Consider the following 24,185-nt stretch of genomic DNA (forward strand, 5'->3'; position numbering starts at 1 on the left):
GGCTCGGCTTTGCGGCCTCGGCCAACATCAACCCCGACCGCACGGCGCCCTCGATGTTCGAGCCGGTCCACGGTTCGGCGCCCGACATCGCGCACCTTGGCATCGCCAACCCGATCGCGACCATCTGGTCGGGGGCCATGATGCTGGAGCACCTCGGCGAGCAGGGCGCCGCGGCCGACGTCATGCGGGCGGTGGAAGCGGCGACGGCGCGCGGCATCGGCACGCGGCCCGGACAGGACCGGACCGATGCGATCACAAGCGCCGTGCTCGACGCGCTCGGCTAAGCGGGAACGAAGGAAGGGCGTCCCCAAGGCGCCCCTCGGCATTCTCGTACGGAACCGGTCGGCTACGGACGATCCTCAGCGGATCTTGTCCATCATCTTGTAGTAGAGGCCGACCATGGGCAAGAACCAGGGCTTGCCGGAGTAGCCGGCGATCGTGGGCCATTCCATTCCGTCCACCGGGTTGCGGTTCTCCCGGCCGAGGATCGCGTCGGCGAGGATCAGGCCCATCTGGACCGACATCTGTGCTCCATGGCCGGAATAGCCCATAGCGAACCACATGCCATCCGTGAACCCGGCGCGCGGGAAGCGATCCTGCGTCATGTCCACGAGCCCGCCCCAGCAATAGTCGATCTCGATGTCGGCGAGATGCGGGAAGATCCGGCCGAGCCCCGCGTGCAGGATCGCGCCGCTGCGCGCGTCCGACGTCTGGTCGGAGGTCGCAGAGAAGCGGGCCCTGCCGCCGAAGATCAGCCGTCCGTCGGGCGCGAGGCGGAAGTAGTTGCCGATGTTGAGCGAGGTGACGCAGGTGCGGTTGCCTGGCATCGTCCGGGCGATCTCGTCCGCCGTCAGCGGGCGCGTCGCCAAGATGAAGCTGCCGACCGGGATGATGCGGCGTCGGAAATGGGAGAAGCCTTCCGTCGTGTAGGCGCCGGTCGCCAGGAGCGCCGTGCCGGCGGTGACCGTGCCGCGCGCGGTGACGATGCGGCTGCGGCCGTCCTCCAGCCGCCGCTCCGACACCGCCGCGTTCTCGAAAATCGTCGCGCCGTGGCGCGTCGCAGCGCTGGCCAGGCCCGTCACCAGGCGGCCCATATGCGCCATGCCGCTCTTCTTCGAGAGCATCGCGCCGTGGAACGCGTCGGAGCCGATTTCGCGCCGCAGGTCCGCGCGGGTGAGGAAAGCCGTGTCGGGATCCACCTCGGCATGGACCAGCTCGAAGTTCTTGGCGATGGCCTCGACATGCTGCGGCTTGGAGGCGAGCTTGAGCTTGCCGGCGCGGCGGAAGGCGCAGTCGATGCCTTCTTCGCGCACGATCCGCTCGATCGAATCCACTGCCGCGTCGTAGGTCTTGTAGAGCAGCTTGGCACGCTCCACGCCCAGGTGCGCCTTGGCGCTGGCATAGCCATGGGCGATGCCGTTGTTGAGGTGTCCGCCGTTGCGCCCGGATGCGCCGTCGCCGACCCGTCCCCCTTCCAAGACGACGACCCGCGCGCCTGCCTTGGCGAGATGAAGGGCTGCCGACAGGCCGGTGAAGCCGGCGCCGATCACGGCGACGTCGTAGGTGCCCTCGACGGGACCGGCTGCTGCGCCCTCGAAGCAGGGCGCGGTGTCGTGCCAGTAGGACTTGAACTGCATGGGTGCGCTTCCCGGACTTGATCGCCGTTCGGAACGCCCGGCAACGAGGTCGTTGCCGGGCGGGCGTTTCGCGGTCGGGTCGTCAGAGACCCACGACACCGGGCAGGCCGCCGATGTCGCGGACTTCCGTGTAGCCGTAATAGGGGTTGGCCGGTTCATGGCCCCGGTTGACCCAGACCTTGTTTTTGATGCCGAGATCGTGCGCCGTCATCAGGTCGTAGCGGAACGAGGACGAGACGTGGAGGATGTCCTCCGGATTGGCGTTCAGCTGCCCGAGCATGAACTCGAAGCCTTGCATCCGAGGCTTGTAAGAATTGGCCTGTTCGGCGGTGAAGACGGCGTGGAACGGCGCGCCGAGCTTTTCCACGTTCGACATGATCTGCGAGTTCATCGCGTTCGACAGGATGACCAGCGGGAATTCCTTGGCGACCTTCGCGAGCCCTGCGGGGACGTCGGGGTGGGGGCCCCAGGTCGGCACCTTCTCGTAGATGCGTTTGGCGTCGGCGGCGTCGAAGGCGACCCCGTTGCGCTTGCAGGTGCGCTCCACCGCGTTGTGGACCACCTCGGCATAGGGCTTCCAGTCGCCCAGGATCTCGTCGAGGCGATAAGCGGCGAAGTCGCGGATGAAGGCTGTCATCCGTTCTTCGCCGAGTTGCGCGCCATAAATCCCCCGCGCGGCTTCGGCCATCTGGAAGTTGGTCAGCGTGCCGTAGCAGTCGAAGGTGATGAATTTCGGCCGGAACTGGCTCATGGATCGGTCCTCGGGGGAAATGGCGACGGCGGTTTGTGCCGAACGCTCCGATCATAGGGAGCCAGAGTTCGGACGATCGACCGCATTGGCCGCGTTCGAAAGCACAAAGTTGCGTATAGTTCGGGCCGCGCGGCAGAGACTGTTCCCCGGCGGCGCGGCGCACGCGGCATAAGATGCGGCCGGTGCGCCCGCCTTAAGCGCAAATGCGCCGGACGGCCGGCGAAAGACGAAAGCCGCTGCCGGTTCCGGGACGCTATTGCTGGCTTATGAGGAAAACGGGACGCGAGCGGGCCGCATGATGGCACGGGACATCACGCTGGAAACAATGAGCGAGCGTCATCTCGACGACGCCGTACGCCTGTCGCGCGAGGCCGGCTGGCCGCACCGGCGTGAGGACTGGGCAATGGTTCTGTCGGCCAGCGACGGCCTTGTCGCTCTGGAGGACGAGGCCGTCGTCGGCACGATCCTGACCACCAACTTTGACCCGTCGACCGCCGCAATCAACATGGTCATCGTCGATGCGTCCCTTCGCGGGCGTGGCCTTGGACGCCGTCTGATGGACGCCGCCCTGTCGCGCGCCGGCTCGCGTGGATGCCGCCTTGTCGCCACGCAGGAGGGTTTGCCGCTCTACGAGAAGCTCGGCTTCGTCGCGACCGGCGAGATCGTGCAGCACCAAGGCGTGCCCGAACGCACCCGCGGGGTGGCGGCGATCGAATGGGCGGGCGACAAGGACAGCGCGCGCATCGCCGATCTGGATGCCGAGGCGCAGGGCTTCCGGCGGGACGGCGTCTTGGCGGCGCTGAGCCGGACGGCACGCTTCGCGGTGATACGCGAGGGCGGCACGGTCGAAGCCTTCGCGGCGCGTCGCCCCTTCGGGCGCGGCGTCGTGGTCGGGCCGATCGTGGCGCGCTCGCCGGAGGAAGCGCTCCAGCTTCTGGATACCGTCCTGGCCGAGGAGCCGGAAGGCGCCTTCGTGCGCGTCGACACCGATCGGACCACCGGCCTTGGCGAACCGCTGACGGAGCGCGGTCTCGTCCATGTCGGCCGCGGCATCACCATGCGGCGGGCCCCCGTGGCGCCGGTATCCATCACCCCCTATCGCACCTTCGCCTTGGTCAACCAGGCGCTGGGTTGAGGAGTTTTCCATGCTGATGAATTCGCTCGTCGAGCTCGATCGCGCCCACCTGATCCACCCGGTCGCCTCCTATCGTGGCCACGAGAAAGCCGGCGTGCGCGTGCTGCGGTCCGGGAAGGGGGCCACCGTCACCGACGCCGGCGGACACGAGCTCGTGGACGGCTTCGCCGGCCTCTGGTGCGTGAACGCCGGCTACGGCCAGGAGAAGATCGTCGAGGCCGCGATGCACCAGATGCGCGAGCTGCCCTATGCGACCGGTTATTTCGGCCTGGGCTCCGAACCCGCCATCCGCCTCGCCTCGGAACTGGCCGAACGCGCGCCGGGCGATCTCAACCACGTGTATTTCACGCTCGGCGGATCCGACGCGGTGGATTCCACCGTGCGCTTCATCCGGTACTACCACCATGCGCTGGGCAAGCCGGAGAAAGACCAGTTCATCTCGGTGATGCAGGGCTACCATGGGTCCTCCACGGTGGGGGCCGGCCTGACGGCGCTGCCGGCCTTCCATGCCGGCTTCGGCCTGCCGTTCGACTGGCAGCACAAGATTCCCTCGCACTACAGCTACCGCAATCCGGTGGGCTCCGAGACCCAGGCGATCATCGACGCATCGGTGGCGGCATTGCGCGCGAAGGTGGAGGAGCTGGGACCGGAGCGCGTCGCGGCCTTCTATGTCGAGCCGATCCAAGGATCCGGCGGCGTGCTGGTGCCGCCCGACGGCTGGCTGAAGGCGATGCGCGAGACCTGCCGCGAACTCGACATCCTGTTCGTCGCCGACGAGGTCATCACGGGCTTCGGGCGCACCGGCCCCCTCTTCGCCTGCTCCGACGACGACGTCGTGCCCGATCTCATGACCGTCGCCAAGGGGCTGACCTCGGGCTACTGCCCGATGGGGGCCGTGTTCATGTCGGACCGGGTCTACGACACGATCGCCGACGGTGCCGGATCGGCGGCGGTCGGTCATGGCTACACCTATTCGGCGCATCCGGTGAGCGCCGCCGTCGGCCTCGCCTGTCTTGACCTCTACGAGAACGGGCTCCTCGAAAACGGCCGCAAGGCCGGCCGGCGCCTGATGGCGGGCCTTCATGCGCTCGCCGATCATCCGCTTGTCGGCGAGGTGCGCGGACGCGGCATGCTGGCGGCGGTGGAACTTGTCACCGCCAAGACGAAGAAAACCCCCCTGCCGATAGCGGCCGAGCCCGCAAAGCGAATCTTCGATCGCGCCTGGGACAACGGTCTCGTGGTGCGTGCCTTCCCGACCGGCGTGCTCGGCTACGCGCCGCCCCTTTGCTGCACGGACGACGACATCGACGCCATCCTGGAGCGCACGCGACGGACGCTGGATCAAACGCTGGAGGATCCCGAGGTGCGCGCCGCCATGCGCGGCTGACGCCTTTTTGCGCAACATTGCCGGCTGCGCAAATTCTGCGTCATCGGCGATTTCGCAATATTCTGCCGTCCGGCTGGGCCAATTCGGCGCAATTCCCGATGGGCGGCAGGCACACTGACCCCACGAAACGCAGCCATCCGACGATGGGCCGGCCGGACGGGTAAGGACACCATTTCCGACGGAGGGCAAGGAGTAAGGCATGACCAGACCGCTCGATTCCTTCCGCTACATGACTTTCGACGTCGTCGGCACGCTGATCGATTTCGAAGGCGGCCTCGTTGGCTCGCTCCAGGCGATCGGCGCCTCCGCGGGGCGTGCCGTCGACGGGGAGGAGGCGCTCCGCCTCTACCGGCAGGCGCGCTACACGCCGAACGCCGACCGCTTTCCGGACGATCTCGTGCGCGTCTACGAGGCGATCGCGCCGGCGCTGGGCCTGCCGCCGGGCCGCGAACACGGGGAGGCGCTGCGCGACGGCGTGCGGAACTGGAAGGCCTTCTCCGATAGCGCCGATGCGCTGGCGCGCCTTGCCAGGCGCTATCGGCTGGTGGCGATGACCAATGCCCAGCGCTGGGCCTTCGAGGGCTTCTCGACGACGCTCGGAAGCCCCTTCCACGCCGCCTTCACAGTCGACGACACGGGCGTCGAAAAGCCCGATCCCGCATTCTTCGAAGCCGTCTTCGCCTTTGTCGAAGGGGAGGGGCATTCGCGGGCCGACATCCTCCACGTGGCGCAGAGCCAATACCACGACATCGGCGTCTCCCGGCAATTGGGCCTCACCAACTGCTGGATCGAGCGGCGCCACGGGCTGAACGGCTACGGCGGCACGATCGAGCCGGGCGCCTTCACCCAGCCAGACTACCACTTCACCTCGATGGCCGCACTCGCCGACGCGGTCGAAGCCTGAACCCTTCGCCCATCCTCAACCGACCCTTCGTCGTCAACCCAGGGGAAACGCCATGTCCGATAAGATCGCCAACTGGACGTCTCGCGACGATGCCATGGTCGAGAACGCGATCCGGCGGGGGGCCAATCGCCGCGAACTCCTGCAGATGATGCTGATGGGCGGCGTCGCGCTGACGGCGGGTTCCACCATCCTTGGCCGCGCCACGGCGGCGCTCGCCGCCGAGCCGGTGCGCGGCGGTCACCTGAAGGCGGCCGGCTGGACTTCGTCCACGGCCGACACGCTCGACCCGGCGAAAGCCTCGAACTCGACCGACTACACACGCTGCTGCAACGTCTACAACCGCCTGACCTATATCGACGGGTCGGGCCAGACGACCATGGAACTAGCCGAGAGCGTCGAAAGCGGCGACGCAACCGTCTGGACCGTCAAGCTGCGCAAGGGCGTCACGTTCCACGACGGCAAGAGCCTAACCGCCAACGACATCGTCTTCTCGCTGAAGCGCCATCTCGACCCGGCCGTCGGCTCCAAGGTCAACGCGATTGCCAAGCAGATCAAGGACGTGAAGTCGCTCGACGACACGACGGCCGAGATCACCCTCGCCGCACCCAACGCCGACTTGCCGACGATCCTCGCCCTGCATCACTTCATGATCGTGGCCGACGGCACGACCGACTTCTCCAAGGGCAACGGCACGGGACCGTTCAAGCTGCGCGAGTTCCAGCCGGGCGTGCGCGCGGTGGTGGAGCGTAACGAGAACTATTGGAAGGCGAACGGGCCCTACATCGACTCGTTCGAGTCCTTTGCGATCGTCGAAGAGACGGCGCGCGGCAATGCCCTCCTGTCTGGCGACATCCAGGTGGCCGCCAACCTCAACCCCCGCTCCATGCGCGCCATGGAGAACAATCCCGCAGTCGCGCTCTTCGTCACCAAGCTCGGGACCTACACCGACCTCAACATCCGCCTGGACACTGCGCCGGGCGACAAGGCTGGCGTCGCTGAGGGATTTAAGTATCTTATAAACCGCGAGGTCATCCAGAAGTCGGTGTTGCGCGGCCTGGCCGAAGTCGCCAACGATCATCCGATCCCGTCCTGGAGCCCGTATTTCAACGCCGAACTCAAGCAGCGCGAGTTCGATCCGGAGCGGGCGAAGTCGCTCTTCCAGAAGGCGGGCGTCCTCGGCCAGCCGATCCATGTTACCGCCTCCGAAGCGGCCACAGCCTCGCTCGACTACGCGGCAGTGATGCAGCAGGCCGCCGGCCAGATCGGCCTCAACATGGTGATCGACCGCGTACCCTCCGACGGCTACTGGTCGAATCACTGGATCAAGGATCCGATCCACTTCGGCAACCTCAATGCCCGTCCGACGCCGGACATCCTGTTCTCGCTTCTCTACCAGTCGGAAGCGGCCTGGAACGAGAGCGGCTATAAGTCCGAGAAGTTCGACTCCATGCTGCTCGAGGCGCGGGGCATGCTCGATCAGGCCAAGCGCAAGGAAATCTACGGCGAGATGCAGTCGATGATCCACAACGAGGCCGGCACGGTGATCCCGGTCTTTATGTCGAACGTCGACGGGGCTTCGCCGAAGCTCAAGGGCCTGGTGCCGAACCCGCTGGGTGGTCAGATGGCCTACGGTATGGCCGAATACGTCTGGTTCGAGGCGTGACCTCGCACGTCGGCGTCCCCGCGACGGCGCATCGCGCGCCGTCGCGGGGGCATCCCGTTTCCACGCCGCATCGGAAGGGTCGTCCATGAACTCTCTGATCCTCCGTCTGGTCGCCGGCCGCATCGCGGTCGCCTTCGTGACGCTGCTCATCGTCGCGGTCACGATCTTCTGCGCGACGGCGCTCCTGCCCGGCGACGTGGCGGAAGTCCTCCTGGGCCAGTCGGCGACGCCGGAGGCGGTGGCCGGCCTGCGCACGGCGATGAACCTCGACCAGCCCGCCGTCCTGCGCTTCTTCGCCTGGCTCGGCAACCTCGCGACCGGCGATCTCGGCATCTCCTACGTCAACAACATCTCCGTCGCCGACCTCATCGGCGCGCGGCTGGTCAATTCGCTGAAGCTCGCCGGCATCACGGCCGCCATCTCCGTGCCCTTCGCGCTGACGCTCGGCATCACCGCTGCCATCTTGCGCGGCACGATCTACGACCGGGCCATCTCCGTCGTGACGATCGGCGTCATCTCCGTGCCCGAGTTCATGGTGGCCACGCTCGCGGTACTCGTCTTCGCCGTCTATCTCGGCTGGCTGCCCGCCCTGTCCATGACGGGCGACGTGACGAGCTTCGCGGGGCTCCTCAGGGCCTTCGCCATGCCGGTCATCACGCTGAGCTTCGTGATCTCGGCCCAGATGATCCGCATGACGCGCGCGGCGGTGATCGAGACGCTGAACGCCCCTTACGTTGAGATGGCGCTCCTGAAGGGCGCCTCGCGCCGCCGCATGGTGCTGCATCACGCCCTGCCCAACGCGCTCGGCCCGATCGTCAACGCCGTCGCCCTATCGCTCTCCTATCTCCTCGGCGGCGTCATCATCGTCGAGACGATCTTCAACTATCCCGGCATCGCCAAGCTGATGCTGGACGCCGTTTCGACGCGCGACCTGCCCCTGATCCAGAGCTGCGCGATGATCTTCTGCATCGCCTACCTCCTGCTGATCACGGTCGCCGACCTCGTCGCCATCGTCTCCAACCCGAGGCTCCGCCGGTCATGACGCTTTCGCTTTCCGGCACCCGCCCGCCACGCCGAAGCCGCTTCGGCTACCGCGTCAACGCCGTCGGCGTCGTGTCCTTCCTAGTGATCCTTGCCTGGACAATCGTCGCCGTGCTGGCGCCTTGGATCGCGCCCCACCCGGTAGGCGAGATTGTGGACTTCGACTACTACGGTCCGACGTCGTCGCTTTATCCTTTCGGCACCGACTATCTCGGTCGCGACGTCCTGTCGCGCATCATCCACGGCGCACGCTACACGGTCGGAATCTCGCTCGCGGCCGTGTGCATCGCGTGCTTCTGCGGCGTGACCCTCGGCATGACGGCGGCGGTTGTGGGCGGCTGGTTCGACAGCGCGCTGAGCCGCTTCTTCGACGCCCTGACCTCGATCCCCAACAAGATCCTTGCCCTCGTCCTCGTGGCGGCGGTCGGCTCCTCGATCCCGATCCTGATCCTGACGCTCGCCTTCATCTACATTCCCGGCTGCTACCGCTTCGCGCGCTCCCTTGCGGTCAATATCAACACGATGGACTACGTGACCGTGGCGCGGGCCCGAGGCGAGCGGCTGGCCTATCTCATCCGCGCCGAGATCCTGCCCGGCATCATCGGCCCGGTGCTGGCCGATGTGGGCCTGCGCTTCGTCTTCATCGTGCTTCTCCTGTCCAGCCTGTCCTTTCTCGGGCTCGGCGTGCAGCCGCCAGACGCGGACTGGGGCGCCTTGGTGAAGGAGAACATCGGCGGTCTGTCCTTCGCCGCGCCGGCCGTCATCTTTCCCTCGATCGCCATTGCCAGCCTGACGATCAGCGTCAACCTCCTGGTCGACAACCTACCTCGCAAGATCCGCGACCGGAGCGAAGACGCATGAGCCGCCTCGTCGAAGTCCGCGACCTGAAGATCGAGGCGCGCACCGACGCGGGCCGCAACGTCGAGATCATCAAGAGCGTCTCGCTCGACATCGCCGAGGGCGAGATCGTCGCCCTGATCGGAGAGAGCGGCTCCGGCAAGACGACGATCGCTCTCAGCCTCATGGGCTACACCCGGCCCGGCTGCCGCGTGTCCGGTGGTTCCGTGCTGGTCGACGGACAGGATATGACGACGCTTAGCGAACGCCAGCGGGCCGAGCGGCGCGGCTCAGTGGTCTCCTACGTGCCGCAAAGCGCCGCCGCTGCCTTCAATCCCGCTCACCGGATCATGGATCAGGTTGTGGAGGTGACGCGCATCCATGCCTCGATGCCGGTCGCCGAGGCGCGGCGCAAGGCGGTCGACCTCTTCCGCGCCCTCGCGCTTCCCCATCCCGAGACGATCGGCGACCGCTTCCCGCATCAGCTTTCGGGCGGCCAGCTCCAGCGCCTGTCCGCCGCCATGGCGCTCATCGGCGCTCCCAAGCTCGTCATCTTCGATGAGCCGACCACGGCCCTCGACGTCACCACGCAGGTCGAGGTGCTCCGCGCCTTCAAGTCGGTGATGCGCAAGAGTGGGGCGGCGGGCGTCTACGTCTCACACGACCTGGCCGTCGTCGCCCAGATCGCCGACCGTATCGTCGTGCTGCGCCATGGCGAGGTCCAGGAGTTGGGGACGACGCAGGACATCCTCGACCGCCCCCAGCACCCCTACACGAAGGAACTTCTCGCGGCCTTCCGGCCCCGCGCCACCACGCGCGCCGTCGAGGCCCAGGGCCAGCGCCCCGAGCCGCTGCTGGTCGTCAAGGATATCGTCGCCGGCTACGGCGAACTCGGGCCCGACGGAGCACCGAAGATTCGCGTCCTCGACAAGGTCAGCATCGCGCTGCAGCGCGGACGCAACCTCGGCATCGTCGGTGAATCGGGCTGCGGGAAGTCGACACTCGCCCGCGTGATCGCCGGCATCCTGCCGGCCGCCTCGGGCGAGGTCGTGTTCGGTGGCAAACCGCTGGCCCGGGATCTGCGCCAGCGCAGCCGCGAAGAGCTGCGCGACCTCCAGATCGTGTTCCAGTTCGCCGACACCTCGCTCAATCCGTCGAAGTCGATCGGAGAGATCCTGGCGCGTCCGCTGGTCTTCTATCACGGCATGTCGGCGCGGGCGCGCGAGGCCCGCATCGTCGAGCTTCTCGAAATGGTCCACCTGCCGCGGGCTTTGCGTTATCGCCGCCCGGGCGAATTGTCGGGCGGCCAGAAACAGCGCGTCAACCTGGCCCGCGCGCTCGCGGCCGACGCCAAGCTGATCCTGTGCGACGAGATCACGTCGGCGCTGGATACGGTCGTGGCCGCCGCGATCATCGACCTTCTCAAGGAACTCCAGCGCGAACTGTCGCTCTCCTATCTCTTCATCAGCCACGACCTCACGACGGTGCGGGCGATCTGCGACGAGGTGGTGGTGATGTACAAGGGCGAGAAGATCGAGCAGCTGATGCCGCATCTGGGCGACGGCGAGCCGAGCCATCCTTATTCGCGGCTCCTCTTCTCCTCCGTGCCGCAGTTGCGGACCGGCTGGCTCGACAGCCTGGAGCAGGATCCCGAGCTCCTCGGCGCCTTCGCGCGGCGCTGACCGGTCAAGCTGGGAACATCGTGTCCAGCGACAGGTGAGTGCGGATCAGTGGCGACTTCAGCACCACGAAGCTGAAGTATTTTTCGATCCCGATGTCCATGTCGAGCAGCCGTTCCATCGTCGTCTGGTACTCGACGATACCGGGCGTGACGAACTTGAGGAGATAGTCGTAGCCGCCCGAGATGAGGTGGCACTCCATCACTGCGTCGACCTTCTCGATGGCCGACAGGAAGCGGGCGAAGTCGATCCGCCGGTGGTTCTTGAGCGTGATCTCCGTGAAGACCGTCAGCGTCTGCCCGAGCTTGGAGACGTCGATCTGCGCGGAGTAGTTGACGATATAGCCTTCGCTCTGGAGCTTCTTGACCCGCATCAGGCAGGGACTTGGCGAAAGATGCACCAGTTCGGCTAGCTCGACATTCGTGATGCGGCCGTTCTTCTGCAGCTCCGAAAGAATTCTCAGATCGATCCGGTCGAGCTTCATGGTCCTCCTTCTGGCTCCTTTTGCCATTGGAATTTAACGCAGCTTCGGTAGCGGGTCATTAGCCGGCGGTACGGCGTCCTTGAGGATGAACTGCGATCGGCCGGACGGCGCCGACCAGGGGCGTCCGATCCCGCGCCCAGAAGATTTGCCCGTCCGGCGCGCGTCGAACGACAGGATATGCGGAGGCTTCGCAGGCAAGCGACACCCAATATCTGTCCGGCCCGCTATCATGCCCGCCTAGCCAGGAGACACCATGCGCGCGCCACTGATGCGGATCGAGACGAACGACCAGCTTCCCGGCGAGGCCGATGTCGTGGTCGTCGGCGGCGGCGTCGCTGGAGCCTTCTCCGCCTACTATCTCGCCCGCAGGGGCCTGAAGGTCGCTCTCGTGGAGAAAGGGTTGGTCGGCGCCGAGCAGTCCAGCCGCAACTGGGGCTGGTGCCGGCAGCAGAACCGCGACGCGCGCGAACTTCCCATCTCGACCCGAAGCCTCGATCTCTGGGACCGTATCGCCGCCGAGACCGGTGAGGACGTCGGGTTCCGCCGTTGCGGCCTGTTCTACCTCTCGCAGAACGAGGCCGAACTGGAGGGCTGGGCGAAGTGGCGCGAGTTCGCGCGCACGGTGGGGGTTACGACCCATATGCTGACGGGCGAGGAGGCCACCGAACGGGCCCACGCGACCGGCCGCGCCTGGAAGGGGGGCGTCTTCTCGCCGAGCGACGGCACGGCCGACCCGTCGCGCGCCGTGCCCGTCGTCGCGCGGGCGATCATGGCGACCGGCGGCACGGTGCATCAGGGCTGCGCCGCGCGCGGGATCGAGCTGTCGGGCGGTCGGGTCAGCGCCGTCGTGACCGAGAAGGGCACGATCCGCACCAAGGTGGCGGTGATGGCCGGGGGCGCCTGGGCCTCCTCGTTCTGTCGCCAGCTCGGCCTGCGCTTTCCCCAGGCCGCGGTGCGCTCCTCGATCCTGGCGGTCTCGGCAGGGGCCAATGACCTGCCGGATGCCCTGCACACTGCCGACGTTTCGATCACGCGGCGCGGCAACGGCGGTTACACGCTGGCGATCAGCGGCCGAGCACGCGTCGATCCGACGCCGCAGCAGCTCCGCTTCTCGCGCGAGTTCGTGCCGATGTTCGCCCGGCGTTGGAAGAGCTTGACACCGGGCGGGCTCGAAGGATGGCGCTCCGGTCACGAGACGCTGCGGCGCTGGCGGCTGGACGAGGAAACGCCGATGGAGCGCGTGCGCATCCTCGACCCAAAGCCCGATGCCGCCCAGATCCGGCTGACGCACGAGCGCGCGGTCGACCTCCGGCCGGGTCTTCGCGCCACGACGATCACCCATAGCTGGGCCGGCTACATCGATTCCACCCCCGACGGCGTGCCGGCGATCGGCGAGATCGCGGCCGTTCCGGGCTTCGTCCTGGCGGCCGGCTTCAGCGGCCACGGCTTCGGCATCGGTCCGGGGGCGGGGCATCTCGTGGCCGACCTCGTGACCGGCGAGACGCCGATCGTCGATCCCAGACCGTACGATCCGGCCCGGCTCGACCGGTCCGCCTGGGGTCAGGTCGCCGACTTCTGAGCCGGGTGGGGCCGCGTCGCGGCTCCCTCGGACAGGCTCACCTTCAACTCGGCCAGAAAGGGCTCGACGAAGCGCGAGGCGACGCGGGCGCTGTTCGTGGAGGCCGCGAGCGTCATCTCGACGCGCGGCTGGAACGCCACTGCGCGCAGCGGAGGAAAGCTCTCCCAAGGGACCAGCCCATCGACGAGCGCGATCCCGAGCCCGCCCCGCACCAGCGGCAGCGCGCCGATCGAGGTCGAGATATGGATCGCTGGGTCGAACGTGCAGCCGCTCGCAACAAAGGCCCGGCGCAGGTCCGGCGTGACGTTGGCCCGCCCGTCGTAGGAGATGAGCTGGCGCGCGGAGAGGTCGCAGGGTTCGATCTGGGGGCGTTCGGCCAGCGGATCGTCGTCTCGCATTACCGCGACCACCGGGATGTGCGTGAGGATTTGGCTGCGGACAGTGGGCTTGTGGATCGTCGACAGCGTCAGGGCGAGGTCGATGTCCCCTACGAGAAGGCCTTCGGCGAGTTCCTCCTTGGGAACCGAGCGCAGGTGAACCTTGACCGCCTCGTGGCTGCGGCGGAAGCGCGCCAGCGTCTGCGACACCAGCGCATATGTCACCGGCAGGCTCGCGCCGATCCGAAGCAGCCCGACATGCCGCTCGCGGATGGTCATCGCCAGCTGCTTCAGCGACTCCATCTCGCGGAACACCCGGTCGGCGTCGACGAACAGGATCTGCGCCTCGGTCGTGGGCACCAGCCGGCCGCCGATCCGCTCGAACAATGCGTAGCCAAGCTGGCTCTCCAGATGGCGCAGCGTCTTGCTGACCGCCGGCTGGGAAATGTTGAGCGAGTTGGCGGCCGCCGTCAGCGAACCGTCCCTGACGATCGCGCGGAAGATCTCGAGCTGGCGGGCATTCATGTGGAGAGAGCGCCATAATCCTTGAGCCTTGGCAAGCCGGCCGGGCCGGTCGGACGCGTCAGGTGGTGGGGCGGCGCTCCATCCGGTCCTGGATCTGGTACCAGGAGCCGATCGCAGGCATGAACCAGGACGTGCCGTCGTAGAGCGGGTGGCGGGGCGGCAGGCCTGTGTCGTAGGCGTTGACCGGGGCTCTGTCGTCGCCCGACAGGATCTTCGCGGCCAGGCTGTCGCCGAGATAGCTCATCATCGTGATGCCGCTGCCCTGGCACCCCGCTACGAAGTAGCGCCCGCCGCCGCCGCCGATATGGGGCAGGCGGTCCATCGTCATCGCCACCTTGCCGCCCCAGGCATTGGCAATGCGAACGCCGGCCATTTCGGGAAAGCGGCGGACCATCGCGCGGTGGAGAAGCGTCGCGATGCGCGGGACGGAGAGCGGGAAGAAGGTCGCGCGGCCTCCGAACAGCAGGCGGCAGCCGTCGGGCGACTTGCGGTAGTGCGCGATCACGCGGCGTGACTCCGACACGCCGCGATCGCTGGGAAGGATGCGCGCCGCCAGGTCCGCGGGCATCTCCTCGGTCGCGATCATCTGCGTGGAGACGGGAACGATCCCGCGGCGCAGGTCCGGCGCCAAGCCGTAGGCATGCGCGCCGGTATAGGCGTTGGTCGCCATCACGACCTGCCGCGCAGCCACCGGGCCCCGTTCCGTCTCGACCCGGAAGCCGCCGCCCGCCGGCGCCACGGAGAGGACGCGGGTCCGGCCCCGGAAGGCGGCGCCGGACCCGCGCGCCGCGCGCACGAGCCCGGCGTGGTAGCGGGCCGGCTGGATGTGCCCGGCGCGCTCGATCGCGACGCCTCCCCAGTAGAAGTCGCTCCCCAGCGCCTCGCGCGCTTCCTCCCGGCCGACGAGACGGGCCTGCGAGCCGGCGATCGCGTTCAGCTCGTCGATCCGCTTCGTCCAGCTTTCGGCATGGGCCGGCGTCCAGAAGCCGACGAGGCGGCCCTTGGCGTGGTAGTCGCAGTCGATCCCATGGCGGGCGATCACGTCCTCGAAGAACCGCAGCGCCTTGGATGCGTCCGAGAGGAGCGCAGCGCGGCGCGCGTCGGACACCGGCTTGTGGGCGAGGGACTTGCCGACGTTCACGCCCCCCGTCACCTGTCCGCCCGACCGGGAGCTCGCGTTGAAGCCGATCGGGTCGGCGTCGAGCACGAGGACGTCACGTCCGCCTTCGGCGAGGCGTAGCGCGCAGCACGTACCGGCATAGCCGGAGCCCACCACGACGATCTCGGCTTCCTGCGGCAAAGCTTCGACAGGGCCGTCCGACAGCGGCGCATCCTGCCACCACCAGGGTTCGGCCTTGAAGCCGTCGGCGAAGATGCTGGGCATGTCGCGGGCCATGGTCGTCCTCTCGGGTGGCGTCTGTTGCGCTCCCGCCGGGTGCCTCGCTGCAGGGCAGGGCGGGCGGGCGTCACTTCCTTCGTGCTCCATCTGCCAGAAGGCAGCTCCAGGTGGTTAGAGCGCCCAAGCGCCTCCCCTATAGCCTCAGGTTATGGATGACGTCGCGATGGCGCTTGGAACGGTGCGGTCCGCATCTCCTATCAAAGCAACGGGACACAGGAGATCGCGAGATGCCGGCCATCATCGGAGTAGATATCGGCGGGACCTTCGCCGACTTCGTCGCGATCGATCGCGACACCGGTCGGATCGAGACGCTGAAGGTGCTGACTACCCCGGATGCGCCGGGGCGCGACATCGGCTCGGGCCTCAAGCGCCTCGCCGAGAGCGGCCTCGACCTGCCCAGCGTCGATCGCTTCGTCCACGGCACGACGGTCGGCGTCAACACGATCATCCAGCGCTGTGGGGCGCGCGTCGCACTCATCTGCACGGACGGCTTCACCGATATCCTGGAGCTGGCGCGCCTGCGCATGCCCAATCCCTACAGCCTGTTCTGCGAGCGCCCCGCGCCGCTGGTGGCGCGCGAGCATGTGTTCGGCGTTCGCGAGCGAATGACGGCAAGCGGCGAGACGCTGGTCGAGCCGTCCGCGGACGACGTCGCGCGTGCGCTGGAAGGAGCCAAGCGGGCCGGCTGCGAGGTTGTCGTCGTGTCCTTCCTGCATGCCTGGCGAGAGCCGCGCCACGAGCGCGCCGTCGCCCGGATGATCCGCGAGCGGCGCCCCGACCTCACCGTCTTCTGCGGCAGCGAGGTCTGGCCGGTGATCCGCGAATATGAGCGTACCACCATCGCCGTCCTCAACGCCTATGTCCAGCCACGCATCGACACCTACATCCGCCGCGTCGCCGGCGAACTCGAACAGGCGGGGATCGCCGCGCCGCTTCTGCTGACGACCTCGATCGGCGGTACGATGACGGCCGAGGCGGGTCGGCGCGACTGCGTCGGCATGCTTCTGTCGGGCACGGCCTCCGGCGTCGTGGGCGCGTCGATCGTCGCGAAGGCTGCTGGCGTGAAGTCTGTCCTGACGCTCGACATCGGAGGGACCAGCGCCGACGTCGCTCTTCTGGAGAATGGCGAGCCGTCCTTCTCGACCGGCCTGTCGATCGGAGAGTTTCCGCTCGCAACCACCACTGTCGCGGTCGTCTCGTCGGGCCAGGGCGGAGGCTCGGTGGTGTGGATCGACGGCGAGGGGGTGATGCAGGTGGGCCCGCGCAGCGCCGGATCGACGCCGGGACCGGCCTGCTTCGGGCGCGGCGGCTCGGAACTGACGGTCACCGACGCGGCGCTCCTGACCGGCATTCTCGGCCATGCGCGAATCGGTTTCGGCGCGATCTCGCCGCAGCGCGAGGCGAGCGAGGCGGCGGCCCAGCCGATCGCCGACCGGCTTGGCATCGAGGTGGCGCAACTGGCCGAAGGCGCCTTGCAGGTCGCTGTCAGCGGCATGCTGATCGCGATCGAGCAGCTGCTGGCGCGTGCCGGCGTTCATGCGAGCGAACTGACGCTAATGCCGTTCGGCGGGGCCGGTCCGATGCTCGGCGCGCTGCTGGCCGAGGCGGCCGGGATGCGGCGCCTTCTGGTTCCGGCAGTGCCCGGAACGCTCTGCGCGCTCGGCGCCGCATCGGCCCCGATCCGGCGCGACACGATGCGCACGGTGCTCCTCCCGTTGGACGAGGATACCCTGCCGATACTGCGCGGCATCATCGCCGCCCTGGAAGAGGAAGCCGACGGCGCTCTCGAGGCGATGGCAGGGCCCGGCCCATCGCTCGCGCTCCATGCGGCAGACCTTCGCTATCGTGGGCAGTCCTTCGAGATCATGGTCCCCCTCGACGGAGACGAGACCGTAGACAGCCTGCGGGCCGCCTTCCACGAGGCGCACGAGCGCAACTTCGGCCATGCCGATCTCGAAGCACCGATCCAAGTCGTCAACGTACGCGCCACGAGCGCCCGGCCGGCGCCGGACATCGCCCTGCCGCACGAGGCCATGCGCCCGCATGCCGCCGAACCGGTGGGCGAGGGACCGCTGTTCCAAGGCGGCGCCTGGGTGTCCGCACGTCTTTTTGAGCGCGACGGCCTCGGGCCAGGCGCCCGCCTGGATGGGCCTGCCATCGTGATGCAGAACGACACGACGCTTCTCGTGCCACCCGGCTGGAGCGCCGTGGTGGACGAGTTCCGCAACATCGAGATGGAGCGCGCCTGATGCGGACCGACCCAATCACCCTCCAGATCCTCAAGAACTACACGCGGGCGACAGCCGAGAGCATGGCCACGACGCTCTATCGTGTCGCCCACTCGACCTTCGTGAAGGAAACCGAGGACTTCACGATCCAGCTTCTCGATGCGAACGGCAAGACGGTCGCCGCACCCGTCGATCTTGGCGCAACCTGGTATCCCGGCCACGACTACGAGGCCGCGATCCGGCTTGTCGAGGAGGGGTACGAGCCCGGCGACATCCTGATCACCAACGATCCCTATTCCGGCTACCTCGCGACCCATTCCCCGGACATCGCGATGTGGAAGCCTGTCTTCCACGAGGGGCGAATCGTGTCCTTCTGCGGCGGGCACATTCACCACGTGGATGTCGGCGGCGCCGTGCCGGCCAGCCTGTCGCGGGCGTTGACCGACGTCCACCAGGAGGGCATCCGCATGCCGCCTGTGAAGCTCTACCGGCGCGGCGAACTCGACCGGTCGCTGCTGCGTTTGCTTCTCACCAATGTGCGCATTCCCGAGCAGAACTGGGGCGACCTACAAGCGCAAGTCGCGGCTATGAACACGGGTGAGCGCCGTACGCTCGACCTCGTGCGGCGCTTCGGCGTCGAGACCGTGGTAGACGGGTTCGCCGACATCCTCGACTATGCCGAAGCGCAGGCGCGCAGCGTCCTGCGCTCCATTCCCGACGGCGAGTACGTCTTCACCGAATATGCCGACGAGGACGGGCCGGACGGCGATCCGTTGCGCCTGCACCTGACGCTGCGTATCGTCGGCGACGGTGCGGAACTGGACTTCACCGGTTCCGATCCGCAATGCCTCTCGTCGATGAACGTGCCGACCGGCGGCCATCCCCGCCATTCGCTCCTCCTCGTCGGTGTCTACTACGTCCTTTCTGCGCTGCATCCGGGCATCCTCCTCAACTTCGGGACGACGCGGGCCTTCGCCTGCCGCACCGAGCCGGGCAGCGTCCTCAACCCGCAGTTTCCGGCGGCGGTCGGCATGCGCAGTCTCACCTGCGGGCGCCTGCGCAGCCTGATCTTCGGTGCCTTCGCTATGGCCGTGCCCGAGCGCATGCCGTCCGCGCCCGCAGGCGCGACCTCCATCATCAACATGGCCGCCGAGGACCGCCGAACCGGCCGGCGCACCATCACGGCCATCGCGCCGATTGTCGGGGGCGGGGGTGGCATGCCCCATCGCGACGGCACGGACGGTTCGGGCGCGGACGCGGCGTATCTGAAGAACAGCCCGATCGAGATCACCGAGTCCGAGGCACCCGTCCTGATCCGGCGCTACGGTCTGATGCCAGACTCCGGAGGGCCCGGCGCTCATCGGGGCGGCATGGCGCAGGTTCTGGAGTTCAGCGCCACCGCGCCGGCTGCTTTCGTGACCGCGAGAAACCGCGACCGGTCCAAATTCCAACCCTGGGCGATCCTTGGCGGTATGCCGGGGCCGAGCGGCAGCTTCACGCTCAATCCCGGCCTGTCCGACGCGGTCGACCTCGGCAACACCGATCAGGTGCGCCTGGCGCCGGGCGACGTCCTGCGTATTGTCTCGCCGGGCGGGGCCGGGCGGGGCGATCCGTTTCAGCGCGACCCGCAGAAGGTGCTGCGCGACGTCGAAGCCGGACGCGTGACGCCGCTCGCCGCTCGCCGGGACTACGGCGTGGTGGTAGTGGATCATCGCATCGATGAGGCGCAGACCGCGGCGCTACGCTCGGCAAGGCCGGCGCGCGAAGGTTTCGATCCCGGACCGTTCCGCCGCGAGCATGAGCGTCGCTGGACCCGCGAGACCTACGTCCTGATGCACGAGCTTCTGCGCGCACTGCCTCTGAGCTGGCGGGCTTCGGCCAAGCGCCGCTTGTTCGAGGCTATGCGCCGGGACGAGGCTAGAACGGCTCCGGACGCCCTATTCAAGCAAGCGCTCGATACGTTCCTCGTGAAATGATTTCGGAAACGAGCAAAGGGTTCCGGCTTAAAGCTTTTTCGTTCCTGCGCGATTGGTGCCGTTCGGTTCCGGAAAGTGCTCCGATCTGCCTATGGTCAGAACCCATTGATGTGAGGCCCGCCGTCTGATTCAGGCTCTGTCCGGGGGGACTGGATATGAGCGATCTGTACTGGCTGACGGACGAGCAGATGGAGCGGCTTCGTCCGTTCTTACCCAAGAGCCATGGCAGGCCATGGGTCGACGACCGGCGGGTTCTCAGCGGCATTATCTTCGTCAACCGCAACGGCCTGCGATGGCGCGATGCGCCCAAGGACTGCGGGCCCGCAAAGACGCTTTACAACCGTTTGAAGCGTTGGGGCGAGGCAGGCGTCTTCGTCCGGATGATTGAAGGTCTAACTGCAGCCGGTGCCGATCCCAAGACCGTCATGATCGAAGCGACCTACCTGTAGGCACACCGCACGGCATCGAGCCTTGCGAGCAAAAAGGGGGCCTTGGCCGCCTGATCGGCCGCACTAAGGATGGCATGAACACCAAGCTTCATGCCGTCGCCGATGCGAACGGACATCCGCTGAGCTTCTTCCTCACCGCAGGGCCGACCAGCGACTATACCGGAGCCGCGGCGCTTCTGGACGATCTGCCTAAGGCGCAATGGCTGCTCGGCGATCGCGGCTACGATGCTGACTGGTTCCGGGACGCTCTTGCAGCAAAGGGCATCAAACCCTGCATTCCAGGGCGCAAGTCGCGCAACGCGCCGGTGCGCCACGACAAGCATCGTTACAGACGCCGCAACCGCATCGAGATCATGTTCGGGCGGCTGGAGGACTGGCGCCGCGCCGCAACCCGCTACGACCGCTGTCCGACCGTCTTCTTCTCCGCCATCGCCCTCGCAGCCCCCGTCCTGTTCCGGCTCTGAACTATGAGTCCTGACCCTACCAAGTGGCGGGTCGGCTGGTCGCCACGCTCTCAAAACGCAGGTTCGGCGGATCAGTCCACGCTGGCCTCTCGTTGGGTCGGACTGGCCCGCAGGCTCCTAGAAGTCTCGTTCGGGTCGAAAGCGGATGGACCGCTTCTAGGCGTCCGCTATCTCGGCGCCAGTCGGCGATCTCCGGGTGGTAAGCGATCATTCCGCTTCCGGGTCTGTTCGTTGTTTAGCTGCTATTCCAAGGCGACGCTGACATTCCTCAACTCGAGTAGGTCTGACGCTCGACGTCGGCGACGAGGCCGATCTCCCTCGGTACCCATCCGAGCACCATCCTCCACCAAGCCGAGAAAGCCGGTCCATGACCGGCGATCCAGACCGCGAGGCTGCCGAAATGGCTCGCGGCCTATTTCGTGCGAAGTTCTCAGCGTTGTCCCGGGACCGTACCAGTCCGGTGACAGAATGCCCGCCTTCGATCAGCCCTTCGGCAATCGCCGATCCGACCCAACCGTTCGCTCCGGTGGCGAATGCGCGTATACGGATCTCCTTCGTGTCGGATGCGATCGGATGACAGCGTGTACCGCTCGCGCCGGCTCGGGCGAGAGCGATCGGCCGAAGCCCGCGGTCGTCACCACCGCACGGGCAAGTGCGGCGAGACCGGTCCGGCGACGGTCAGCGGTCCGCCCCCTCAGTCACATAGGGCGCGAGGCCGTTGCCGAAGGACCAGTCGGGCTTGTCGTTGGGGCTGATGACGATCTGCACGTCCTCGCGGCGGACGACGGGATCGGCGACGAGCTTGTCGACGACGGCTCGGTAGAAGCTCTGCTTCTGGCTGGTTTCGCGCCAATTGTTGGCGACGACGTGGACGATGACAATCCCGTCCGTCCGATGGATGCCGAGATAGGTGGGGTTGTAGATGATCTCGCTCGGCCCGCGCTGGTCGATGATCTGGAAGCGGTCGTCCTCGGGGACGCCGTAGGTCTCGACGAGCGCCGCGTGGACGCCGTCGGCAATGCTGCGGACCTATTCGGGAGAGCGGCCCCGGAAGAGCGTGATGCGGACGAGAGGCATGGCAGGCTCCAGAAGTGTTTTCTCGAACCCATTTCTATTCCCGGAATGATCGATCAGCTATTTGGAAGTCTGGAACGAACCATTCGGATTAAGTGAAGCGTCATGGTGCGTCCCAATCTCGACATCGACACGCTGCGCACCTTCGTCCTCGGCTTCGAACTCGGCAGCTTCGCGCGCGCGGCTGACCGCGTGGGGCGCTCGCAATCGGCGGTCAGCGCGCAGCTTCGCAAGCTGGAGGAACAGGTGGGCCAGCCGCTGGTCATAAAATCTGGCAGAGGCCTAGCGCTGACCGGCGCGGGGGAGCGGCTTCTGAGCTATGCGCGGCGCATTCTCGATCTGAACGACGAGGCGGTCAATTGCCTGCGGCGCTCGGAACTGGCCGGACGCGTCCGTCTTGGCCTTCCGCAGCATTTCGCCGAGGCGTGGCTGCCCGAGGTCCTCGGCCGGTTCGCCCGCGTCAATTCGAAGGCCATGGTCGAGATCGTGGTCGAGAAAGTCCACGCTCTCGTCGAGAAGACGCGACAGGGGGAGTTGGACCTGTCGCTTGCCTGGGGCGCTTCAGTCGACGCACCGCACCGCACCCTGATCGCGGAAGTTCCCACCGTCTGGATCGGGCGCCAGAACTGGCGGCTGGGTCTGGCCGATCACGGCGAGCCCGTCCCGCTGGTCGCGTTCGGATCCCCGTGCTCCTTTCGCGACCCCGCCATCTCTGCCCTCGATCAGGCCGGCCTACCCTGGCGGATCGCCGTTTCCAGCCCCAGTCTATCGGGGCTCTGGGCTGCCGCATCCGCAGGCCTTGGCATCACGATGCGCACCCGTATTGGGTTGCCCCCCGGGCTCGTTGCACTGGATCCCGTTGAGACAGGCCTGCCGGCGCTTCCTTCTGTTTCCCTGACGCTGGTGCGCGCGGAGAGCGAATAGGATCCGACCGTGAGCGAGCTCGCCGACATCGTCCTTGGGGTGATCGAGGAACGGTTGAAGACCGCCTGATTGGCGATGATGAGTTGAAGCATGTTCGGCTGATTCCCGGCGTCCGCACTAACCCGATCGACTGGCGTCAATGGGCAAAAGCGGATGGACCGCTTCCGAGCGTCCGCTAACTCACCGCAGGTTGGCGTGGTTGGGTGGAAACCGGTCGGTCCGCTTCGGAGGAAGACAACCTGAAAGCTGCCTCCAAGCTCTGTTGCGGTTAATCCGCTGTATGCGTGTAGCGAGTGGTCGATACGGCGAGGTCAGTTCTCGCCGTATCAATAAAGGTCACAATCGCTTGTCGGCACCGAAGGCGATGGCTTCTGGGCGCGGATCGCCTCGAGCCGACGGACGAGTGCCGCCTCGATGTTCTCGTAGGCTGTGCTGCCGAGTGCCAGCCGTAAAGGCGGATGCTCGACGTCGCCCGCCTCTATCATGGCATCGACGCTGAGCGCCGCGTCGCCATTGATAGCGAAGCTACCGCTGGTGACGTGACGCCGAATGTCGCCCGATGGCGTGGTGTCATAGACGGCCAGGTGGTCACGCAGCCAGCGTTGTGCCGGATGCCGAAGCGCGGCGCGCGGGGCTAGCGGCTCTTGAGGCTTCGAACGGGCAATCAAGGGTTGTTTGCGGAATGCCAGCTATCCACCGGATCGCTCATGAAGTGAGCAGGCTACTTTCAAGATACCCAGTCCGAAGCGGGCGAATCGGAAACCGCCCGGTCCGGCGATGGAACTCGCCGCACCGACTCCCCCAACGGTCGGATCGGATTGCGGCAGGGCATAAGTGCCGCAAGAACCAGCGCCCACAGTGACAAGACACTGCGGAGAGATAGCATAACCGCGACATGCTCGGAGACCGCCGTCAATCCGACAGCCGATCGCGGGCTGCGGCCTGGGCCTGACGGATCTGCCCGCGGTAGAGGCCGTCCTTGTTGGGATACCACGCCATGGATCCGATCTCGTCGAAGCCGGGAATGGTCTCCATGTAACGCACCATTCGCTGCCGCATGGCCGTATCGGGAAGGGGGCCGCGCAGTGCGCCAATGTTGTCGCTTATGTGGTCGGGGTCGGAGGTCCCGCACAGAACGCATGTCACGGCCGGATGGGCAATGGCCCATTTCAGGAAGAACTGGGCCCAGCTCCGCGCGCCGAACTCGGCGGCGAAGTCCGGCACCGGATGGTCCCTGGTCACATGCATCAACCGCGCCTTCTCCAGCGGCAGGTTGACGAGGACCCCGACGCCCCGTTCGGCCGCCGCGGGCAGGAGCCGCGCCTCCGCCGTCCGGTTGAAGATCGAATAGTTCGTCTGGACCATGTCGACCTCGCCCCGTTCCACGATCGCGGTGAGGTCGTCCTGATAGCCGGACTCGTGATGCGTGACGCCGACATGGCCGATCAACCCTTCCTTCCGCCAAGCCTGGAGCAGCGGCAGGATGACGGGGGCATTGGTCAGGCTGTGGCATTGCATGAGGTCGATGGTGGAGCGCCAGACGCGCAACCGCGAGCGCTCAAGACTTTCACTCGCGTGTCCGGTATCACCGAGATAGTCGCCGGTCGCCCAAATCTTGTTGGCGAGGAAGACGTTCGAGGCATCGGGCATTTCCGACAGGATCGCGCCGACC

The 24,185-nt window shown here is 66.9% G+C and carries 20 protein-coding genes and 2 pseudogenes; 13 read left to right on the forward strand and 9 right to left on the reverse strand.

Annotation, left to right across the window (positions count from 1 at the left end; translation table 11 throughout):
- Positions 1-284: isocitrate/isopropylmalate family dehydrogenase (locus tag QZ753_RS19645; protein WP_294646241.1), on the forward strand; the 284-nt coding region annotated here is incomplete at its 5' end.
- A gap of 75 nt (positions 285-359) precedes the next feature.
- On the opposite strand, the gene QZ753_RS19650 is transcribed toward QZ753_RS19645, so the two are convergent.
- Both QZ753_RS19650 and QZ753_RS19655 read right to left on the reverse strand, forming a co-directional pair.
- Complete coding sequence (locus QZ753_RS19650; RefSeq protein WP_294646242.1) at positions 360-1,637, reverse strand: FAD-binding oxidoreductase; 1,278 nt, start codon at positions 1,635-1,637, stop codon at positions 360-362.
- 82 nt (positions 1,638-1,719) lie between these two features.
- Positions 1,720-2,388 (reverse strand): haloacid dehalogenase type II, encoded by a 669-nt coding sequence (locus QZ753_RS19655; RefSeq protein ID WP_294646243.1) that lies wholly within the window; start codon positions 2,386-2,388, stop codon positions 1,720-1,722.
- A gap of 295 nt (positions 2,389-2,683) precedes the next feature.
- Between QZ753_RS19655 and QZ753_RS19660 the strand changes: the two genes are divergently transcribed.
- From QZ753_RS19660 to QZ753_RS19690, 7 genes are all read left to right on the forward strand, one after another.
- Positions 2,684-3,523, forward strand: coding sequence for a GNAT family N-acetyltransferase (locus tag QZ753_RS19660; protein WP_294646244.1), 840 nt, complete (start codon positions 2,684-2,686; stop codon positions 3,521-3,523).
- Positions 3,524-3,533: 10 nt separating this feature from the next.
- Positions 3,534-4,910 carry an aspartate aminotransferase family protein gene (locus QZ753_RS19665; RefSeq protein ID WP_294646245.1) on the forward strand — a complete coding sequence of 459 codons (1,377 nt, stop codon included), beginning with the start codon at positions 3,534-3,536 and terminating at the stop codon, positions 4,908-4,910.
- A gap of 199 nt (positions 4,911-5,109) precedes the next feature.
- Positions 5,110-5,814, forward strand: a complete 705-nt coding sequence (locus tag QZ753_RS19670) for an HAD-IA family hydrolase (protein WP_294646246.1) — start codon at positions 5,110-5,112, stop codon at positions 5,812-5,814.
- A 52-nt stretch (positions 5,815-5,866) separates the two neighbouring features.
- Positions 5,867-7,477, forward strand: coding sequence for an ABC transporter substrate-binding protein (locus QZ753_RS19675; RefSeq protein ID WP_294646247.1), 1,611 nt, complete (start codon positions 5,867-5,869; stop codon positions 7,475-7,477).
- An 85-nt stretch (positions 7,478-7,562) separates the two neighbouring features.
- The gene (locus tag QZ753_RS19680; protein WP_294646248.1) at positions 7,563-8,519 is read left to right on the forward strand and encodes an ABC transporter permease; all 957 of its coding nucleotides are present in this window, start codon (positions 7,563-7,565) and stop codon (positions 8,517-8,519) included.
- Positions 8,516-9,379: an ABC transporter permease gene (locus QZ753_RS19685; RefSeq protein ID WP_294646249.1), complete on the forward strand. Its 864-nt coding sequence runs from the start codon at positions 8,516-8,518 to the stop codon at positions 9,377-9,379. Before QZ753_RS19680 ends, QZ753_RS19685 begins: the two co-directional genes overlap by 4 nt.
- A complete protein-coding gene (locus QZ753_RS19690; protein WP_294646250.1) occupies positions 9,376-11,037 on the forward strand; it encodes an ABC transporter ATP-binding protein in 1,662 nt (553 codons plus the stop codon). The genes QZ753_RS19685 and QZ753_RS19690 overlap by 4 nt, the downstream gene beginning before the upstream one ends.
- Positions 11,038-11,041: 4 nt before the next feature.
- On the opposite strand, the gene QZ753_RS19695 is transcribed toward QZ753_RS19690, so the two are convergent.
- Positions 11,042-11,518, reverse strand: a complete 477-nt coding sequence (locus QZ753_RS19695) for an Lrp/AsnC family transcriptional regulator (protein ID WP_294646251.1) — start codon at positions 11,516-11,518, stop codon at positions 11,042-11,044.
- Between the two features lie 253 nt (positions 11,519-11,771).
- Between QZ753_RS19695 and QZ753_RS19700 the strand changes: the two genes are divergently transcribed.
- Complete coding sequence (locus QZ753_RS19700; RefSeq protein ID WP_294646252.1) at positions 11,772-13,097, forward strand: FAD-binding oxidoreductase; 1,326 nt, start codon at positions 11,772-11,774, stop codon at positions 13,095-13,097.
- Here QZ753_RS19700 and QZ753_RS19705 read toward each other — a convergent pair.
- Together QZ753_RS19705 and QZ753_RS19710 are read right to left on the reverse strand one after the other, a co-directional pair.
- The gene (locus tag QZ753_RS19705; RefSeq protein ID WP_294646253.1) at positions 13,079-13,999 is read right to left on the reverse strand and encodes a LysR family transcriptional regulator; all 921 of its coding nucleotides are present in this window, start codon (positions 13,997-13,999) and stop codon (positions 13,079-13,081) included. The genes QZ753_RS19700 and QZ753_RS19705 overlap by 19 nt on opposite strands.
- A 58-nt stretch (positions 14,000-14,057) precedes the next feature.
- A complete protein-coding gene (locus QZ753_RS19710; RefSeq protein WP_294646254.1) occupies positions 14,058-15,395 on the reverse strand; it encodes an FAD-binding oxidoreductase in 1,338 nt (445 codons plus the stop codon).
- A gap of 230 nt (positions 15,396-15,625) precedes the next feature.
- Here QZ753_RS19710 and QZ753_RS19715 point away from each other — a divergent pair, with 230 nt between their 5' ends.
- From QZ753_RS19715 to QZ753_RS19725, 3 genes and pseudogenes are all read left to right on the forward strand, one after another.
- A complete protein-coding gene (locus tag QZ753_RS19715; protein WP_294646255.1) occupies positions 15,626-17,647 on the forward strand; it encodes a hydantoinase/oxoprolinase family protein in 2,022 nt (673 codons plus the stop codon).
- Complete coding sequence (locus QZ753_RS19720) at positions 17,647-19,602, forward strand: hydantoinase B/oxoprolinase family protein (protein WP_294646256.1); 1,956 nt, start codon at positions 17,647-17,649, stop codon at positions 19,600-19,602. The genes QZ753_RS19715 and QZ753_RS19720 overlap by 1 nt, the downstream gene beginning before the upstream one ends.
- A 155-nt stretch (positions 19,603-19,757) precedes the next feature.
- Positions 19,758-20,515: pseudogene (locus QZ753_RS19725) on the forward strand (IS5 family transposase).
- A gap of 444 nt (positions 20,516-20,959) precedes the next feature.
- Here QZ753_RS19725 and QZ753_RS19730 read toward each other — a convergent pair.
- Positions 20,960-21,058, reverse strand: a pseudogene (locus QZ753_RS19730) (3-beta hydroxysteroid dehydrogenase); the annotation flags it as partial.
- 135 nt (positions 21,059-21,193) lie between these two features.
- Positions 21,194-21,535 (reverse strand): tautomerase family protein, encoded by a 342-nt coding sequence (locus tag QZ753_RS19735; RefSeq protein ID WP_294646260.1) that lies wholly within the window; start codon positions 21,533-21,535, stop codon positions 21,194-21,196.
- A 159-nt stretch (positions 21,536-21,694) separates the two neighbouring features.
- Between QZ753_RS19735 and QZ753_RS19740 the strand changes: the two genes are divergently transcribed.
- A complete protein-coding gene (locus tag QZ753_RS19740) occupies positions 21,695-22,513 on the forward strand; it encodes a LysR substrate-binding domain-containing protein (RefSeq protein ID WP_294646257.1) in 819 nt (272 codons plus the stop codon).
- A 326-nt stretch (positions 22,514-22,839) separates the two neighbouring features.
- Here the strand turns inward: QZ753_RS19740 and QZ753_RS19745 are convergent, their stop codons facing one another.
- Both QZ753_RS19745 and QZ753_RS19750 read right to left on the reverse strand, forming a co-directional pair.
- Entirely contained in the window at positions 22,840-23,181 is a 342-nt protein-coding gene (locus QZ753_RS19745; protein WP_294646258.1) for a hypothetical protein, read from the reverse strand.
- Positions 23,182-23,425: 244 nt separating this feature from the next.
- A partial coding sequence (locus QZ753_RS19750) for an aldo/keto reductase (protein ID WP_294646259.1) occupies positions 23,426-24,185 on the reverse strand: 760 nt, incomplete at its 5' end.

Source organism: uncultured Aureimonas sp., assembly GCF_913775355.1.
GTDB lineage: Bacteria > Pseudomonadota > Alphaproteobacteria > Rhizobiales > Rhizobiaceae > Aureimonas.